This window comes from Microbaculum marinisediminis (genome assembly GCF_025397915.1).
Lineage (GTDB): Bacteria > Pseudomonadota > Alphaproteobacteria > Rhizobiales > Tepidamorphaceae > Microbaculum > Microbaculum marinisediminis.
This window is the reverse complement of sequence record NZ_JALIDZ010000007.1, coordinates 202697-219928: the sequence shown is the minus strand read 5'-3', so window position 1 is coordinate 219928 and position 17232 is coordinate 202697. Positions and strand designations below refer to the sequence as shown.

The following is a 17232-nucleotide window of genomic DNA, read 5'->3' as shown; positions in this document are numbered from 1 at the left end:
ATGAGCAAACCTATTCGGACGCAATTCGATGGGTCGTGCCGGGTATCCAGCCCGGCGTATCGAGGAAACGGCTAGGGAAAATGCGCGCGGACAATCTGACGTATCTGGTGGCCAGAATTCACCGGTTCCTGCATAACCGCCTTGAGGACAGCATGCAGAAAGCCGGTGTTTCGGTCGAACAGTGGCGCGTTCTCTACGCGCTGCGCGACCGGAAGGGGCGCTCGATGGGCGAACTCGCCACGACCGTTCTGATGAATCACCCTGCGCTGACCAAGATGATCGACCGGATGGTCGCCAACGGACTCGTCCACCGGGCCCCGGACGAAAACGATCAGCGCCGCGTGCTCGTCTACCTTACCGATCGCGGCAGCGCCCAACTCGAAGAGCTGTCGCGCAAGGTCAAAACGCACGAGACCGAAATGCGTGCGCTGATCGGTCCAACCAACGCGAAGGCGATCGAAGCGCTCCTGGAAAACGCCACCGTCGCAGGCGCCGACAAGGCGGAAAGTGTCTAGGGGACGACCGGGGCGGGCTCCAACCCGCTCCACCCGGCAGGAAACGGTGGCTTAGTCTCAGGTCTCAGGCCTCAGGCCTCGGGCGCACCGCGCTCGATCACACGTGACCGACCGGCACCATTCTATCCCTTGTAAATCTCTGGGATTTCATGACAAAATTCTGGTCGAATTGCGTTGTTCGAGGTGCACTTAGCCAGCCGGACCGACCGCGATGTCAGTGGTTCGCAAATGGACGGCCTGTCTCTTCCCGGTCGTCGCTGTCGCACTCACGATCCTTGCGGCAGAGCCCGCAGCCGCAGGCAGCGTGTCGGTGCGCATCGACATTTCCGAACAGCGGATGCATGTGAGCGTCGGCGGCAGGCCGGCCTACACGTGGAAGGTCTCGACGGCGCGACGCGGATACCGGACGCCGACCGGGCACTTTCGCCCGAAACGGCTCGAACGCACCTGGTATTCCACCCGCTACAACGGGTCGCCGATGCCGTACTCGATCTTCTTCTATGGCGGCTACGCCATCCACGGCACATACGAGACCCGTAATCTCGGTCGCCCCGTCTCCCATGGCTGCGTCCGGCTCGATCCCCAGCACGCCCGGACGCTTTTCGACCTCGTCCTGAGGCATGGTCCGGGCAGCACGCTGATCACCGTCGTGCGCTGACCGGTTCGGCCGAGCGTTCGAGGCGCCGAGCAGAACGGTCGACAGATAGCCCCGGAAAGCATCGGTTAGGGCGGCTTCCTTGCCCGGTGGGCGCGGGCAGCCCATGCCGGATTGGCGTGGCGCGCGGTCGGGCCTCGCGTCGGCGATACGGCTCACCCGCCTCCGGATTCCGTCCTCTCTTTCCGGGCCCGCGCGATCGCCACCAGGGTGTCGCGCAGGCGCTTGTGGACCGCCTCCGCGGTTTCCGGCGTCCATTTCCGGAACCCCTCCCCCGTCTTCATGCCGAGTTTTCCTTCCTCGACCTTGCGGACGAGGTAGGGATGGGGGTGCGGCGTGTTGTCGAGGGACGGCATCAGCGTTTCATGGATGTTGCGCGTAAGGTCGAGGCCGACGAGATCGGATTGCTCCATCGGACCGAGCACCCCCATGCGACTGCCGAAGCCGAACTTGACCACATCGTCGATCGTCTCGGCGTCACAAACACCCGCGGCGACCATCGCGATCGCCTCGCGTTTCAACGCATGCTGCAGGCGGTTTCCGATGAAGCCGGGAATATCCTTGCGCACATGCACCGGATGCCGGCCGGCCGCACGCAGGAGGCCGATCACCCATTCGACCGCCGGCAGGTTCTCATCGGCGATCTGCACCACCTCGACCAGCGGCACGAGATGCGGCGGGTTCCAGAAATGGGTCCCGACCACACGAGCTTTGTCCCTGACCGTCTCGGCTATGACGGAGATCGGTATGGCCGAGGTGTTCGATGCGAGGATCGCATCCGCCGGCGTGATACGTTCCAGTTCCGCGAACAAAGCCTGCTTGAGCGGCACGGTCTCGGGCCCAGCCTCGACGACGAGACCGGCATTGCCGACGCAGAAGGCGAGATCCGTTGCCGCCTCGACCCGGCGCGCTACCCCGCGATGGTCGCCGAAGAGGTCGGCGATCGCCTCCAGCCGCGCGGGCAGCGTGCGCAGAACTGCGGGCTCGGGCTCGTAAACGGCAACCGGATGACCGGCACGGGCGAACAGGTAGGCTATGCCGTGCCCCGTCAGGCCGGCGCCAACAACGCTTATCTTCGGTTTCGTCGTCATGGCCTCGCCATTCTTTTCGTTTGGCCGTATAGCCGCCGTCGACACCGACTATCTCTACCCGCCATTCGATCAAGCGTCTCCTCTTGGGTGAGGCCCGGCGAACAGGCGTAGAACGCATCGGAACTGGCAGGCTTCGTGTCATGACAAGGACGCCGTGGCGTTCCTGCTTCCTGCCCGAAACCATAAAATCGTGTCTTGAAGGGGGCAGCCCGCTGTCCGCGTGGAAACCACCGATATCGCCGGCAGTCCGCGAGGGTTGGCGAACGGCCAAGTCGGCATGGGGCGGATCCGGTCCTGTTTGCCAACCCACGGCCGTACCTTGCCGCGGATCACGATCGAGGCCGTATCGCCGAGACCTACCCGATGTCAGCTACGGAGCGGGACCGTCCGTGCTTCCTCGGCCTCGACGTCGACGTCAATCGGGCCGGGATCGAGCAGATCGGCGACGGTATGGAACGCCGCGACCACGGTGTCCTGATCGGCACGGGACAGGGCCGCGAAGCGCCGGCTGAATCCTTCGCTGAACAGCGGCGGTGCATCGGCGAGAATGCGGTCGCCATCGTCGGTCAGTGCCGTGTGAACAATGCGCCGGTCGGTGGCACTGCGCCGACGCGTCACCAGTCCCCGGCTCTCCAGCTTGTCGAGAATGGTCACGGTGGTGGCCGCACTGAGATCGGCATGTTTCGACAACGCCGCCGTTGTCACCTCGCCCAGTTCCCGTACCGCCTGCAGGATGACGATCTGCGGGATGGTGAGCCCCGTTTCCCGCGCGACCCTCTTCGAGCGCATATCGATGGCGCGCACGATGCGCCGGATCGACTTCATCACCTTGGCCGCGCCGTCATGCTCAACCGGGCGTTTCTCGCTCAACCTGCTTCTCCATCCGTGGCAACGAAACCGTTACAGAACGAATAATTTGATTTCAAATGATTTTGCATTACATAGTGTCGCGTCGTCAGCGCGGGAACACCCCGCGCTTTGTTTTTCAGCCGGTTGTTTTCCGCCGGGCGGCACGTGCCGCCGACGGTCGGATACCAACCTGCCAATGACGGAGACAACTGCCTGGGATGTGTGGAATCGCCGGAGAAATTCGCTTTGACGGGACATTCGCCGACGCCAACGCGGTGTCGCGCATGACGGAGGCCCTGGCGCCACGCGGGCCGGACGGCAGCGGCGTCATAGCGCAGGGGCCCGTCGCCTTCGGACACCGGCGGCTGAAGATCATCGACCTGTCCAACAAGGCCGGTCAGCCGATGACCGATCCCGACCTCGGCCTCACCATCGTCTTCAACGGCTGTATCTATAACTACCCGGAACTGCGCGCCGAGCTCGAGGCCAAAGGCTACCGGTTCTTCTCGCACGGCGACACGGAAGTGATCCTCAAGGCCTTCCATGCCTGGGGCGAGGCCTGCGTCGAGCGTTTCCACGGCATGTTCGCCTTCGCCATCGTGGAGCGCGACACCGGCATCGTGACGCTTGCGCGCGACCGGTTCGGCATCAAGCCGCTCTACTACGCCGAGACAGACAAGTCGCTGCGCTTCGCCTCCACGCTGCCGGCCCTGCTCGAAGCAGGGGACGTCGACACCGCGATCGACCTCGCGGCCCTGCACACCTACATGACCTTCCACGCCGTCGTGCCGCCGCCGCGCACGATCCTGAAGGGCGTGCGCAAACTGCCGCCGGCGACGATACGGCGCATCACGCCCGACGGGGAGACGCAGGACCGCATCTACTGGGCACCGCCCTATGACCGCATACCCGGCGAAGGCAACGTCAGCCGGGAGGAATGGCGCGACCGGGTGCTGGAGGCGCTACGCACCGCCGTCCGCCGGCGCATGGTCGCCGACGTGCCCGTCGGAGTACTGCTGTCCGGCGGCGTCGATTCCAGCGTTATCGTCGGACTGCTCGCCGAGGAAGGCCAGACCGGGCTGTCGACGTTCTCGATCGGCTTCGAGGAAGCCAAGGGCGAGAAGGGCGACGAGTTCGTCTATTCCGACCTGATCGCCAAGACCTTCTCGACCGACCACCACAAGATCTTCGTGCCGTCGTCCGACCTGATGGCGGCGCTGCCCGAGACGATCCACGCCATGTCGGAGCCGATGGTGTCCTACGACAATATCGGCTTCTACCTGCTCAGCCGCGAAGTCTCCAAGCACATCAAGGTCGTGCAGTCCGGCCAGGGCGCGGACGAGATATTCGGCGGCTATCACTGGTATCCGCCTCTGGCCAGCTCCAATGATGTCGTCTCCGACTACGCCAGGGTGTTCTTCGACCGCAGCCACGAGACGCTCAGAACCCAGCTCGCCGACGGCTGGATCGCCGATACCGACGTCAGCCGCGAGCTCGTCGCCGAGCACCTGATGCGGCCGGGCGCGGCGACGCCGGTCGACCGGGCGCTGCGGCTCGACAGCCAGGTCATGCTCGTCGACGATCCGGTCAAGCGGGTCGACAACATGACGATGGCCTGGGGCCTGGAAGCGCGCGTGCCGTTCCTCGACCACGAACTGGTGGAGCTCGCCGCGACGATCCCGCCCGATTTCAAGCTTGCGGATAACGGCAAGGGCGTTCTGAAGGACGCCGCACGACTGGTCGTGCCGAGCGAGGTGATCGATCGCAAGAAGGGCTACTTCCCCGTCCCTCAGCTAAAGTACATCGACGGCCCCTATCTCGATCTCGTTCGTGACGCCCTCGGGTCGCAGGCCGCCCGTGAACGCGGTATGTTCCGGGGGGAGTACCTGGAGAGCCTGTTCACGGAGCCGACGGAACACATTACGCCTTTGCAGGGATCGGAACTGTGGCAAGTGGCGTTACTGGAAATGTGGCTTCAGTCTCACGGCATCTGAAGGTGGACCATGTCTGACCGCAAGCAACGCGACGCGTCGCCCCACCGCGGCGGGCGGGAGCACGGCAACCGAGACGCCTACACGCACCGTCTCAGGCGGATGCGGGATCAGAGTCTGAAACCGCCGATAGACCAAGGCGACGACCAGCCCCATGCGAAGCCGGACTACTCGCTGAACTGCGGCTGGGGACGCCTGATCTTCGGCCAGACCTTCGCCGATCCGGAGACGCTGATCACGACGCTGCAGGCCGAGCTTCCCGACCGGCGCGACATCGCGATCTATGTGCGCGACCCGCACGTCCTGCTCTCGAACGCGCCACAGGATGTCTTTCTCGACCCCTCGCACACCTTTCGGCTCACCCTGGCGACCTATCGCGCGTCGCGCCGCTCGCCGAAGGGCTTCTTCGTCCGCCGGCTGACGTCGCAGTCGGACGCCGAGGCAATCAACCGGATCTACGCGTCGCGCGGCATGGTGACCGTGCCCCCGGAATTCTTCTGGACACAGCGCGACGCCCGGTCGATCTCCTATTTCGTCGCCGAGGACGATGTAACGGGCGAAATCCTCGGCACGGTCATGGGGGTCGATCACTACCGCGCCTTCGATGACCCCGAGCGCGGCGCGTCGCTCTGGTGCCTGGCCGTGGATCCCCAGGCACGCCAGCCCGGCGTCGGCGAGGCGCTGGTGCGCCGGCTCGCGGAGTACTTCGCCGCGCGCGGCTCGTCCTTCCTCGACCTGTCGGTCATGCACGACAACGATCAGGCGATCGCGCTCTACGAAAAGCTCGGTTTCGAGCGCGTGCCGTTTTTCACGGTCAAGCGCAAGAACCCGATCAACGAGACGCTCTACGCCGGCCCCGATGTCGACAGCGATCTCAACCCCTATGCCAAGATCATCGTCAAGGAAGCGCGCCGGCGCGGCATTCATGTCGAGGTCACCGATGCCGAGGGCGGCTTCTTCCGGCTGTCGCATGGCGGCCGGTCGATCCATTGCCGCGAGAGCCTGACGGAGCTGACCTCAGCCGTCGCCATGTCGATCTGCGACGACAAGGCCGTCACCCGGCGCTTCGTCGCGGCAGCCGGCGTGCGCGTGCCCGAGCAGATCTCCGCCGACGACGGCGACAACGCGATCGAGACCTTTCTCGACCGGCACGGAAAGGTGGTCGTGAAGCCGGCCCGCGGCGAACAGGGACGCGGCATCGCCGTCGGCCTGTCGACGCCGGAGGACGTGACCGCGGCCATCGAAACAGCCCGCTCCGTGTCGGACGCGGTGCTGCTCGAGGAATATGTCGCCGGAAACGACCTTCGCCTGATCGTCATCAACTACCGGCTTGTCGCCGCCGCCGTGCGGCGCCCGGCCTTCGTGGTGGGAGACGGCCGGCGCGCGATCCGTGATCTGATCGAGGCGCAGAGCCGCCGCCGTGCGGCCGCGACCGGCGGAGAGTCCGCGATCCCGCTCGACGCGGAAACCGAGCGCACCATCCGCGAGGCCGGATACGAGGTCGAGGCCGTGCTTCCGGAGGGCGAAGAGCTCCAGGTCCGCAAGACGGCGAACCTCCATACCGGCGGGACGATCCACGACGTGACCGATTCCGTCCACCCGACCCTGGTGGGCGCCGGGGTCAAGGCGGCCCGCGCCATTAACATCCCGGTTGTCGGCATCGACCTCATGGTCAAGTCGCCGCAGGAGCCGGACTACGCCTTCATCGAGGCGAACGAACGACCGGGTCTCGCCAACCACGAACCGCAGCCGACGGCCGAACGGTTCGTGGATCTTCTCTTTCCGCTGTCGATGCCGGCAAGTGTCCGCCAGGCAGTCGCCGACAGCGCGGACCTCAGAGGCTGATCGATGTCACGGCTAGCGATCGACGCGGACTACATCTCCGAAATCCTGAAGCAACTTCTCGATATCCCCAGCCCGACGGGATACACCGATCCGGTCGTCCGGTTCGTATCCACGGAACTGGAAAAGCTCGGGCTCGACGTCGAGATGACCCGGCGCGGTGCCATCCGCGCGATCCGGCCAGGCCGGAAGCAGCAGGGCGCACGGGCCATCGTCTCCCATCTCGATACGCTCGGCGCCCAGGTGAAAGCGTTGAAGGAGAACGGCCGCCTCGCGGTCGTTCCGATCGGACACTGGTCGGCCCGCTTCGCCGAGGGCGCACGGGCGACCGTGTTCGCCGAGAAGGGCGGCTACCGCGGCACCATTCTGCCGCTCAAGGCTTCGGGCCACACCTACAACGACCAGGTCGACAAGATGCCGGTCGGCTGGGACTACGTGGAGATGCGCGTCGACGCGCTCGCCCGCGACGCGGCCGATCTGGAAAAGCTCCGCATCGACGTCGGCGACATCGTCGCGATCGACCCGCAACCGGAATTCCTCGACAACGGTTTCATCGTCTCGCGCCACCTCGACAACAAGGCCGGCGTGGCGGTGATGCTTGCCGCCCTGAAGGCGCTGCAGGACGAGGATACGGACACGCCTGTAGACATCCACTGGCTGTTCACGATCGCCGAAGAGGTCGGCGTCGGCGCGTCGTCGATCCTCACCTCCGACATCGCCTCCATGGTTACCGTCGACAACGGCACGACGGCACCGGGTCAGAATTCAGCCGAGTTCGGCGTGACCATCGCCATGGCCGATCAGACCGGCCCGTTCGACTATCACCTCACCAAGAAGCTCGTGGAGCTGTGCCGGACCAACGACATCCGCTTCCAGAAGGACGTGTTCCGCTACTACCGGTCGGATTCGGCGAGCGCCATCGAAGCCGGTGCCGATGTCCGCACCGCGCTCATCACCTTCGGCGTCGACGCTTCGCACGGCTACGAGCGCATCCACATGCACGCGTTGCGGTCGCTCGCCGAACTGGTGACCGCCTACGTGTCGAGCCCGGTCGCGATCAAACGCGATTTCGAGGAAACGGCCGATGCGAAAGGCTTCACCAGGCAGCCGACCGAGGACGCCAAGCAGCGGCTGTCGCCGAAAGCGGCGAACAAACTGCTGGATTCATAGCGACACGGGACGCACCGACGCGCACTACCGCTAAGGGTGGTGGTCCGCGTCGCCGGCGCCGATCTGGAACACGCGGCTCACGGAAATGTCCTCGGCGGCGATCGTGCAGAGCTGCTCGGCCGTCACCGGCCCGTCGGCGGCCTCGAAGATCCGGTTGGCCTGGCGCAGGCGCGCGCGGTCGAGCGCGTTGCGGATCGAGCGCGCGTTGGCGAAATGCGGCTGGTGCCGGCGCAGCTCGATGTATCGCGACATCACCTCCTTCGCCGCCGGGGCGAGGTGGTAGTTCTGGTCGGCGAGCAGCGTCTCGGCGATCCGGAACAGCTCCTCGTTGGAGTAGTCGGGGAAGTCGATGTGATGGGCGATGCGTGAGCGGAAGCCGGGATTGCTGGCGAAGAACCTGTCCATCCGGTCGGCATAACCGGCGAGGATGACGACGAGGTCGTCGCGCTGATTCTCCATAACCTGCAGCAGGATCTCGATGGCCTCCTGGCCGTAGTCGCGCTCGTTGTCGGGCCGGTAGAGATAGTAGGCCTCGTCGATGAACAGCACGCCGCCCATCGCCTTCTTAAGGACCTCCTTGGTCTTGGGCGCGGTGTGGCCGATATACTGGCCGACGAGATCGTCGCGGGTCACCGAGACGAGATGGCCCTTGCGGACGTAGCCGAGGCGGTGCAGCAGATCGGCCATCCGCAGCGCCACCGTCGTCTTGCCGGTGCCGGGATTGCCGGTGAAGCTCATGTGCAGGGTCGGCGTCTCGTGGACGAGACCCATGCGCTTGCGCGCGCGCTCGACGAGCAGCAGGGCGGCGATCTCGCGGATGCGCTGCTTGACCGGCTTCAGGCCGACCAGATCCCGGTCGAGTTCCTCCAGGATCTCGCCGACACCGGATTCGCGATAATCGGCGGCGAGATCGACGCTGGTGGCCGGCGCCTGCGCGGGCTCGGCAGCGGGGGCCTGCGCCTCGTTCCCCTCGCCGGCCCTGTGGCCGGCCAGCGCGTCGGCAAGATGGTTCGACATCGCTCGCGCCTCCCGCCGGTTCAGGTGCGCGCCCGCAACGCGTAGTGCATCGTGCGGCCGGCGACGTCGGTACGGGTCATGGCGAAAGTCGGCTCGACCTTGGGCCGGTTGACGATGAAAGACATCCGCACGGTCTCGAAGCCACGCGTCGAATCGAAGGCGTTGAGCCGGATGTAGCTGTCCGGATTGGCCTTGCGGCAGGCCTCCAGCTCCATCATCACGCCGGCGGCGTCGCGCAGATCGAACATCGGGTTGCCCCACATCTCCCAGTAGGTGTTCCGGGGGTGCGGATCGTCGGTGTGCTCGACGCCGATGGCCCAGCCGTTGTTCAGGCAGTACTCGACCTGGGCGACGATCTGCTCGTCGGTCAGGTCGGGCAGGAAGGAAAAGCAGCCTTGGGTTACGCGCATCGTCCTGTCTCCTTGCTCCTGTCCGCGTTCGCGGCTCAGGCCACCGCCGGCGTCGGCACGAAGTCCGAAGTGTCGGTGGAGGTGTAGTTGAAGGTGATGTTGCCCCAGGTCTCGAGCGCGGCCTCGAGCGGCTTGCACCACCTGGCGGCGGCGCGCAGGATCTCCGGCCCTTCGGTGGCGATGTCGCGGCCCTCGTTGCGGGCCAGAACCATGGCTTCCAGCGCCACCCGGTTCGCGGTGGCCCCGGCCTGGATGCCCATCGGGTGACCGATGGTGCCGCCGCCGAACTGCAGCACCACGTCGTCGCCGAACAGGTCCAGCAACTGGTGCATCTGGCCGGCGTGGATGCCGCCGGAGGCGACCGGCATGACCTTGTGCAGATCCGCCCAGTCCTGCTCGAAGAAGATGCCGCGCGGCAGATCCACACGGTTCTTCGTCTCGCGGCAAACGTTGTAGTAGCCCTGCACGGTCAGCGGATCGCCCTCGAGCTTGCCGACCGCCGTTCCGCAATGCAGGTGGTCGACGCCGGCGAGCCGAAGCCACTTGGCGATGACGCGAAACGAAATGCCGTGGTTCTTCTGGCGGGTATAGGTGCCGTGGCCGGCGCGGTGCATGTGCAGGATCATGTCGTTCTGCCGGCACCACTCGGAGATCGACTGGATCGCCGTCCAGCCGATGATGAGATCGACCATGACGATGACCGAGCCCAGCTCCTTCGCCAGCTCGGCGCGCCGGTACATCTCCTCCATCGTTCCCGCGGTGATGTTGAGATAGTGCCCCTTCACCTCGCCGGTCTCGGCGGACGCACGGTTGACGGCCTCCATGCAGTAGAGGAAGCGGTCGCGCCAGTGCATGAAGGGCTGCGAGTTGATGTTCTCGTCGTCCTTCATGAAGTCGAGGCCGCCCTTGAGGCCCTCGTAGACCACGCGGCCGTAGTTCTTGCCCGACAGGCCGAGCTTCGGCTTGGTGGTCGCGCCCAGGAGCGGCTTGCCGAACTTGTCGAGGCGCTCGCGCTCGACGACGATGCCGGTCGGCGGCCCCTTGAAGGTCTTCACGTAGGCGACGGGGAAGCGCATGTCCTCGAGCCTGGCCGCCATCAGCGGCTTGAACGAGAACACGTTGCCGATGATCGAGGCCGTCAGGTTGGCGATCGAGCCTTCCTCGAAGAGGATGAGGTCGTAGGCGACGTAGCAGAAATACTGGCCCGGCGTGCCGGGCACCGGCTCGACCCTGTAGGCCTTGGCGCGGTAGCTGTCGCAGGCGGTCAGGCGGTCGGTCCAGACCACCGTCCAGGTGGCGGTGGAGCTTTCGCCGGCGACGGCCGCGGCCGCCTCGATCGGATCGACCCCTTCCTGCGGGGTGATGCGGAACAGCGCGATGACGTCGGTGTCCTTGGGCTCGTAGTCGCCGTCCCAGTAGCCCATCTGGGCGTATTTCAGCACACCGGCCTTGTAGCGTTCCTTGCCTTTGATTTCCTTGGTCTTCGTGTCCATTGCCGGGCTCCCTTCGTGAAACCGTTGCGATTGCCCCTCGACGGTCAGGCCGCGCGCTGCGCGGCGATGCGCGGGTCGAGGGCGCCGCTCTCGTAGCGCCTGGCCATTTCGGCCATGGGGATCACCTTGATCTTCGAGGCGTTGCCGGCGGTGCCGAACTGCTCGAAGCGCGCGCGGCAGAGGTCGCGCATGGCGTCCATCGCCGGCTTGAGGAACTTGCGCGGGTCGAACTCCGCTTTGTTCTCGCTCGCCACCTTGCGGAACATGCCGGTCATGGCGAGACGACAGTCGGTGTCGATGTTGACCTTGCGCACGCCGAACCGGATGCCGCGCACGATCTCCTCCACCGGCACGCCCCAGGTCTGGGGCATCTCGCCGCCGTATTCGTTGAAGATGTCCTGCAGGTCCTGCGGCACCGAGGAGGAACCGTGCATGACGAGATGGATGTCGGGCAGCTTCTCGTGGATCGCCTCGACCACGTGCATGGCGAGGATCTCGCCGTCCGGCTTGCGGGTAAACTTGTAGGCGCCGTGCGAGGTGCCCATCGCGATCGCCAGGGCGTCGACCTTGGTGCGCGACACGAAGTCGACCGCCTGGTCGGGGTCGGTCAGAAGCTGGTCGTGGCTGAGCGCGCCCTCGGCACCGTGGCCGTCCTCGGCCTCGCCCTGGCCGCTTTCCAGCGAGCCCAGGACGCCCAGCTCGCCCTCGACCGATGCGCCGACCCAGTGGGCCATGTCGGCGACGCGGCGGGTGACGTCGAGGTTGTAGTCGTAGCTCGCCGGCATCTTGCCGTCGGCTTCCAGCGAGCCGTCCATCATCACCGAGGTGAAGCCGTGTCTGATCGCCGACAGGCAGGTGGCTTCGGAATTGCCGTGGTCCTGATGCATGCACAGCGGGATGTGGGGATACATCTCGGCGAGGGCGTCGATCATCTTCGCCAGCATGATGTCGTTGGCGTAGGACCGCGCGCCCCTACTGGCCTGGATGATGACGGGGGCATCGACCGCGTCGGCCGCCTCCATGATGGCGAGACCCTGCTCCATGTTGTTGATGTTGAAGGCCGGGACGCCGTAGCCATGTTCGGCGGCGTGATCGAGCAGCTGGCGCAGTGTGATACGGGCCATGGGTCACTCTCCCTTCGAAGTGCGGATCTCTTTGGCGGCGGCGACGATTGCCGCGACCGTGATGCCGAAATGGGCGTAGAGGTCGCCGGCCGGCGCGGAGGCGCCGAAGCCGGTCATGCCGACAAAGCGGCCGGTCTCGCCGATCCAGCGCTCCCATCCGGTCTCGATGGCGGCTTCCACCGCGATGCGCGGGGCGGTGCCGAGAACCTGGGTGCGATAGGCCTCGGGCTGGACCCTGAAGAGTTCCCAGCACGGCATCGACACAACGGTGGCGGCGATGCCCTCGTCCCCCAGCTTTGCAGCGGCCTCGACGGCCAGCGCGACTTCCGAGCCGGTGGCGAGCAGCGTGACGTCGCGCCTTTCGACATCGCCAGAGACCACATAGGCGCCCCTAGCGACGGGATTGTCGTCGCCCGCCTCGCGGCGCAGCGCCGGCAGGCCCTGGCGGCTCAGGCACAAGACGCTCGGCGTGTCGGTGTCGGCGAGCGCGCAGGCCCAGGCCTCGACCGTCTCCATGGCGTCCGCCGGGCGGAACACGTTGACGTTCGGCATGGCGCGCAGGCCCGCCAGATGCTCGACCGGCTGGTGCGTCGGACCATCCTCGCCGAGGCCGATCGAGTCGTGGGTCATCACGTAGATCACCCGCTGGCCCATCAGCGCGGAAAGCCGGATCGACGGGCGGCAATAGTCGGTGAAGACGAGGAAAGTGCCGCCGTAGGGGATGAACCCGCCGTGCAGGGCGATGCCGTTCATCGCCGCGCCCATGACGTGCTCGCGCACGCCGTAGTGGATGTAGCCGCCGGCGAATTTGTCGGCCGTCACCGTTTCCTGGCTCCTGGCCTTGGTGAGATTGGATCCGGTCAGATCGGCCGAACCGCCGATCAGGGCCGGCAGGACCGGCGCGATCTGGTCGATGACCTTTTGCGAGGCCTGCCGCGTGGCGATTTTCGGCGCCTCGGCGGCGAAGCTGGCCTTCAGGTTGGCCAGGGCCGTGTCCAGGCCGAGGCCCGGCGTGCCGCGCTGGCCGTCGAGGAAGGCCTGGCGGGTATCCGGGTCGGCGGATTGCAGGCGCCGTTCCCAGGACAGATGCGCGTCGGCGCCGCGCGATCCGGCCGAGCGCCAGGCCGCCAGAATTTCGGTGGGGATCTCGAAGGGCGCATGGGACCAGCCGAGCGCCGCGCGGGCGCCTGCGACCTCGTCCGCGCCGAGGGGCGCGCCATGGGTCGCCTCGGTGCCCTGCTTGGTCGGGGCGCCGTAGCCGATCACGGTCCGGCAGGCGATCAGCGAGGGCGTGCCGGTCAGTTTCGCCGCCTGGATCGCCGCGGCGACCGCCTCGGGGTCGTGGCCGTCGACCCGGGTCACGTCCCAGCCGGCGGCGGCGAAACGGGCAAGCTGATCGGTGGAGGTCGCCAGCGACGTATCGCCGTCGATCGAGATGCCGTTGTCGTCGAACAGCACGATCAGGCGATTGAGCCTCAGGTGCCCCGCGAGATCGATCGCCTCGTGGCTCAGGCCTTCCATGAGGCAGCCATCGCCGGCGACGACATAGGTGAAGTGGTTGACGAGCGCGTCGCCGAAGCGGGCGTTGAGCATCCGTTCGGCGAGCGCCATGCCGACCGCGTTGGCGATGCCCTGGCCGAGCGGTCCGGTCGTCGTCTCCACCCCCGGGCAATGACCATATTCGGGGTGGCCGGCGGTCTTCGAGCCGAGCTGGCGGAAAGTCTTCAGCTCGTCGAGCGTCACCCCGTCGTAGCCGGTCAGGTAGAGCAGCGAATAGAGCAGCATCGAGCCGTGGCCGGCCGACAGCACGAAGCGGTCGCGATCGGGCCAGGACGGGTCGGCGGGATCGAACTTCAGAAACCGCGTGAACAGCACGGTGGCGACGTCGGCCATGCCCATCGGCATGCCGGGATGGCCCGACTTCGCCTTTTCGACCGCATCCATCGACAAGGCGCGAATGGCATTGGCCATCAGGCGGTCGTCGACGGCCAAGGGCGCGGTCTCGACGGCAACGGGCTGCAACGCGGTCGGCATACTCTCTTCCCCCTACAGGATGCGTCGGCGGCGCTCGACGAGACGCTGGATCATCGGCGTCAGGATGAGCTGCATGGCGAGATCGAGCTTGTTGCCGGGAATGACGATGGAGTTCGCCCGGCTCATGAAGGAGTCGTGGATCATCGACACCAGGTAGGAGAAATCGATGCCGCGCGGGTCCTTGAAGCGGATGACGACCATCGACTCGTCCGGCGTCGGGATCCAGCGGGCGACGAACGGGTTCGAGGTGTCGACCGTCGGCACGCGCTGGAAGTTGATGTCGGTGTTGGTGAACTGCGGGCAGATGCAGTGCACGTAGTCGTGCATGCGCCTGAGGATCACGTCGGTGACGGCCTCGGTGGTGTAGCCGCGCGAGGCCTTGTCGCGATGGATCTTCTGGATCCACTCGAGATTGATGACCGGCACGACGCCGATCTTGAGGTCGGCATAGTCCGCGATCCTGACGTCGTCGGTCAGGACCGCGCCGTGCAGGCCCTCGTAGAACAGCACGTCGGAGCCGTCCTCGAAGCGGCGCCAGTCGGTGAACGTGCCCGGCTTCGCGCCCCAGACCTCCGCCTCGGCCTCGTCGTGGACATAGGTGCGGGTGCACCCGTTGCCGGTCTCCGCGTATTCGCGGAAGGCGGCTTCGAGCTGCTTCAGCTCGTTGGCGTCGTAGCTGAAGTGGCTGAAGGTGTGGTCGCCCTTGGCCACGCGGGCCTTGAGCTCGGCACGCATCTGATCGCGGTTGAAGCGGTGGAAGGCGTCGCCCTCGATGGAGACCGCATTGACGCCCTCGCGCCGGAAGATCTGGTCGAAGGTGTGCTTGACCGTCGAGGTGCCCGCGCCGGAGGAGCCAGTGACCGAGATGATGGGGTGCTTCTGGGACATGGCGATCAGACCCGGAACAGGCCGCGCCGGCCGAACAGCGGCGACGTCTCGCCGGCGGCCGGCGGCTCGGTATGATAGCGGACGACGTTCTCGACCTTGTCCCTGGCGCCGAACACCAGCGGCGTGCGCTGGTGCACGCTTCTGGGCTGGATGGTCATGATGCGATCGATGCCGTCGGTGGCGCCGCCGCCGGCCTGCTCGATGATGAAGGCGATCGGATTGGCTTCGTAGACGAGGCGGAGCCGGCCTTCCTGATAGCCGGGGCGGGCATCGCGCGGATACAGGAAGATGCCGCCGCGCTGCAGCACGCGATAGGCCTCGGCGACCAGCGAGGCGATCCAGCGCATGTTGAAGTTCTCGCCGCGCGGCCCCTCGGCGCCGGCGATGCAGTCGTCGATATAGGCCTGCACCGCCGGATCCCAGAACCGGTAGTTCGAGGCGTTGATGGCGTATTCGCGCCGGCCCTTGGGGATCTTGATTCTGGTCGCGGTGACGATGAACCGGCCAGTGGCACGGTCGAGGGTAGCGGCATGGGTGCCGCCGCCGACCGTGAACACCATCGCGGTCTGCGGCCCGTAGATCACGAAACAGGCGGCGAGCTGTTCGCGGCCCTGCGGCAGGGTCTTGCCGTCGGCGGGGGCCGGGAAGACCGAGACGATCGTGCCGATCGAGACATTGGTGTCGATGTTGGAGGAGCCGTCGAGCGGGTCGATGGCGACGGCGAGCGGGGCGCCGTCGTTGAGCGCCACGGCCTGGTCGCATTCCTCGGAACAGACGAGGGCGACCGGCGCTGTCCTGAAGGCATCGGCGAACAGCTCGTCGGCGCGCACGTCGAGGAACTTCTGGACATCGCCGCCGGCATTGCCGCCGACCTCGGCCGCCAGGCTGCCGGCCAGCGGGCCGCGGCCGATCAGCTCCGACAGCGCCGTGGCCGCGAACGCCACCGCCTTCAGGGTGTCGGCGATCGCGACGCGCCGCGGGTCGTCCGCCGCCCAGTCGTCCAAGTGGCTTTCGAGGCTTTGTCGGGCCTGCATCCCGGTGTCTCCCTGCCTTGCCCCGTTTTCCGACGTTTCTCGGGTGTTCCTCGGGGTTTTCGGCCGCGCGGTCTTCGCCGCCGGGGACACATTAGAGATATTGAATATGAAGTAAATTTCGAATAACTTTGGATCTCATTGAGAAAATTTGAAATGAGCCTGCATCACGTCACCATCCGGCAACTGCGCGGCTTCGAGGCAACCGCACGGACGGGTAGCGTCACCGCTGCCGGGCAGGAACTCGGCCTGACACCATCCGCCGTTTCGCTTCAGCTGAAGCAGCTGGAGCAACTGGCCGGAATGCCGCTGCTGGAACGGGGGGCGGACGGCTTCCGGCCGACGGACGCCGGCCGCGAACTGCTGCATGCCGCCGCCCTGATCGAGCTTGCCATCGCCGATTGCGACGAACGGCTCGACGCGATGCGCGGCATCGAGCGCGGCACGGTTCGGGTCGGCGTCGTCAGCACCGCGAAGTATTTCGCGCCGCAGGCGCTGGCCGCGTTCCTGAAAAAGCATCCGACCGTCGAGATGCAGCTGATCGTCGGGAACCGCGGCGAGACGATCGAGGCAATGGCCGACCTGCAGGCCGACTTCGCCGTGATGGGGCGCCCACCGCGCGATATCGAGGTGGAGCAGACGATCATCGGCCCACACCCGCACGTGATCATCGCCCCGCCCGATCATCCGCTCGCCGGCAGACGCGCCATCGCCATGGCGGCGCTCGCCGCGGAGACCTTCCTCGTGCGCGAAAGCGGTTCGGGAACGCGGCTCCTGATGGAGCGGCTTCTGGAGACCGCCGGCATCACGCCGCGAAAGGGCGCAGAGATGGGCTCAAACGAGACCATCAAGCAGGCGGTCATCGCCGGGCTCGGGATCGCGCTGATCTCCGCCCATACCGTCTCCACCGAGGTCGCCGATGGCAGGCTCGCGGTCCTCGACGTGGTGGGCCTGCCGATCATCCGGCAATGGTATGTCGTCCGGCTGGCAGAGAAGCGGCTGTCTCCCGCCGCTCAGGCCTTGTGGGATTTCCTCGCCGGGTCCGGCGCCGGCTTCCTGCCGCAACTCGAGAGGCCAGCCACCGAGTAGCGAACCAGCAATGCCGATCGCCGCAACCGCCCT

General features: G+C 66.3%; 15 protein-coding genes. 6 read left to right on the top strand and 9 right to left on the bottom strand.

What is annotated here, in order from left to right; genetic code table 11:
• Positions 1-35 precede the first annotated feature (35 nt).
• Together MUB46_RS16490 and MUB46_RS16485 are read left to right on the top strand one after the other, a co-directional pair.
• Positions 36-515 carry a MarR family winged helix-turn-helix transcriptional regulator gene (locus MUB46_RS16490; protein ID WP_261617023.1) on the top strand — a complete coding sequence of 160 codons (480 nt, stop codon included), beginning with the start codon at positions 36-38 and terminating at the stop codon, positions 513-515.
• Between the two features lie 211 nt (positions 516-726).
• Positions 727-1173: a L,D-transpeptidase gene (locus tag MUB46_RS16485; protein WP_261617022.1), complete on the top strand. Its 447-nt coding sequence runs from the start codon at positions 727-729 to the stop codon at positions 1171-1173.
• A gap of 152 nt (positions 1174-1325) precedes the next feature.
• Here the strand turns inward: MUB46_RS16485 and MUB46_RS16480 are convergent, their stop codons facing one another.
• Both MUB46_RS16480 and MUB46_RS16475 read right to left on the bottom strand, forming a co-directional pair.
• Positions 1326-2261: a 3-hydroxyacyl-CoA dehydrogenase family protein gene (locus tag MUB46_RS16480; protein WP_261617021.1), complete on the bottom strand. Its 936-nt coding sequence runs from the start codon at positions 2259-2261 to the stop codon at positions 1326-1328.
• A 366-nt stretch (positions 2262-2627) separates the two neighbouring features.
• Positions 2628-3131, bottom strand: coding sequence for a MarR family winged helix-turn-helix transcriptional regulator (locus tag MUB46_RS16475; RefSeq protein WP_261617020.1), 504 nt, complete (start codon positions 3129-3131; stop codon positions 2628-2630).
• A gap of 197 nt (positions 3132-3328) precedes the next feature.
• Between MUB46_RS16475 and MUB46_RS16470 the strand changes: the two genes are divergently transcribed.
• Genes MUB46_RS16470 through MUB46_RS16460 form a run of 3 tightly spaced genes read left to right on the top strand, consistent with a single transcriptional unit; the run spans position 3329 to position 8113 of the window.
• Entirely contained in the window at positions 3329-5104 is a 1776-nt protein-coding gene (locus MUB46_RS16470; protein ID WP_261617019.1) for an N-acetylglutaminylglutamine amidotransferase, read from the top strand.
• A gap of 9 nt (positions 5105-5113) precedes the next feature.
• The gene (gene ngg, locus MUB46_RS16465) at positions 5114-6946 is read left to right on the top strand and encodes an N-acetylglutaminylglutamine synthetase (RefSeq protein WP_261617018.1); all 1833 of its coding nucleotides are present in this window, start codon (positions 5114-5116) and stop codon (positions 6944-6946) included.
• A 3-nt stretch (positions 6947-6949) separates the two neighbouring features.
• Positions 6950-8113: an osmoprotectant NAGGN system M42 family peptidase gene (locus tag MUB46_RS16460; RefSeq protein WP_261617017.1), complete on the top strand. Its 1164-nt coding sequence runs from the start codon at positions 6950-6952 to the stop codon at positions 8111-8113.
• Between the two features lie 30 nt (positions 8114-8143).
• Here the strand turns inward: MUB46_RS16460 and cbbX are convergent, their stop codons facing one another.
• The 7 genes from cbbX to MUB46_RS16425 form a co-directional block, all read right to left on the bottom strand.
• A complete protein-coding gene (gene cbbX, locus MUB46_RS16455; protein ID WP_261617016.1) occupies positions 8144-9130 on the bottom strand; it encodes a CbbX protein in 987 nt (328 codons plus the stop codon).
• Positions 9131-9150: 20 nt separating this feature from the next.
• Positions 9151-9540, bottom strand: coding sequence for a ribulose bisphosphate carboxylase small subunit (locus MUB46_RS16450; protein ID WP_261617015.1), 390 nt, complete (start codon positions 9538-9540; stop codon positions 9151-9153).
• 35 nt (positions 9541-9575) lie between these two features.
• Positions 9576-11033, bottom strand: coding sequence for a form I ribulose bisphosphate carboxylase large subunit (locus tag MUB46_RS16445; protein ID WP_261617014.1), 1458 nt, complete (start codon positions 11031-11033; stop codon positions 9576-9578).
• Between the two features lie 44 nt (positions 11034-11077).
• Positions 11078-12157 (bottom strand): class II fructose-bisphosphate aldolase, encoded by a 1080-nt coding sequence (gene fba, locus MUB46_RS16440; protein ID WP_261617013.1) that lies wholly within the window; start codon positions 12155-12157, stop codon positions 11078-11080.
• Between the two features lie 3 nt (positions 12158-12160).
• Positions 12161-14128, bottom strand: a complete 1968-nt coding sequence (tkt, locus tag MUB46_RS16435; RefSeq protein ID WP_261617132.1) for a transketolase — start codon at positions 14126-14128, stop codon at positions 12161-12163.
• A 75-nt stretch (positions 14129-14203) separates the two neighbouring features.
• Positions 14204-15079, bottom strand: a complete 876-nt coding sequence (locus MUB46_RS16430; RefSeq protein WP_261617012.1) for a phosphoribulokinase — start codon at positions 15077-15079, stop codon at positions 14204-14206.
• 5 nt (positions 15080-15084) lie between these two features.
• On the bottom strand, positions 15085-16113 hold the full coding sequence (locus MUB46_RS16425; RefSeq protein WP_261617011.1) for a class 1 fructose-bisphosphatase: 1029 nt from the start codon (positions 16111-16113) through the stop codon (positions 15085-15087).
• Between the two features lie 153 nt (positions 16114-16266).
• Between MUB46_RS16425 and MUB46_RS16420 the strand changes: the two genes are divergently transcribed.
• Entirely contained in the window at positions 16267-17199 is a 933-nt protein-coding gene (locus tag MUB46_RS16420) for a LysR family transcriptional regulator (RefSeq protein ID WP_261617010.1), read from the top strand.
• The last annotated feature ends 33 nt before the right edge of the window (positions 17200-17232 follow it).

What these genes read in the sequence shown, in the direction of transcription:
- ngg (WP_261617018.1), top strand. Translation starts at nt 5,114, where the DNA reads ATGTCTGACCGCAAGCAACGCGACGCGTCGCCCCACCGCGGCGGGCGG.
- MUB46_RS16480 (WP_261617021.1), bottom strand. Translation starts at nt 2,261, where the DNA reads ATGACGACGAAACCGAAGATAAGCGTTGTTGGCGCCGGCCTGACGGGG.
- MUB46_RS16425 (WP_261617011.1), bottom strand. Translation starts at nt 16,113, where the DNA reads ATGCAGGCCCGACAAAGCCTCGAAAGCCACTTGGACGACTGGGCGGCG.
- MUB46_RS16470 (WP_261617019.1), top strand. Translation starts at nt 3,329, where the DNA reads ATGTGTGGAATCGCCGGAGAAATTCGCTTTGACGGGACATTCGCCGAC.
- MUB46_RS16445 (WP_261617014.1), bottom strand. Translation starts at nt 11,033, where the DNA reads ATGGACACGAAGACCAAGGAAATCAAAGGCAAGGAACGCTACAAGGCC.
- fba (WP_261617013.1), bottom strand. Translation starts at nt 12,157, where the DNA reads ATGGCCCGTATCACACTGCGCCAGCTGCTCGATCACGCCGCCGAACAT.
- cbbX (WP_261617016.1), bottom strand. Translation starts at nt 9,130, where the DNA reads ATGTCGAACCATCTTGCCGACGCGCTGGCCGGCCACAGGGCCGGCGAG.
- tkt (WP_261617132.1), bottom strand. Translation starts at nt 14,128, where the DNA reads ATGGCCAATGCCATTCGCGCCTTGTCGATGGATGCGGTCGAAAAGGCG.
- MUB46_RS16450 (WP_261617015.1), bottom strand. Translation starts at nt 9,540, where the DNA reads ATGCGCGTAACCCAAGGCTGCTTTTCCTTCCTGCCCGACCTGACCGAC.
- MUB46_RS16485 (WP_261617022.1), top strand. Translation starts at nt 727, where the DNA reads ATGTCAGTGGTTCGCAAATGGACGGCCTGTCTCTTCCCGGTCGTCGCT.
- MUB46_RS16430 (WP_261617012.1), bottom strand. Translation starts at nt 15,079, where the DNA reads ATGTCCCAGAAGCACCCCATCATCTCGGTCACTGGCTCCTCCGGCGCG.
- MUB46_RS16420 (WP_261617010.1), top strand. Translation starts at nt 16,267, where the DNA reads ATGAGCCTGCATCACGTCACCATCCGGCAACTGCGCGGCTTCGAGGCA.
- MUB46_RS16460 (WP_261617017.1), top strand. Translation starts at nt 6,950, where the DNA reads ATGTCACGGCTAGCGATCGACGCGGACTACATCTCCGAAATCCTGAAG.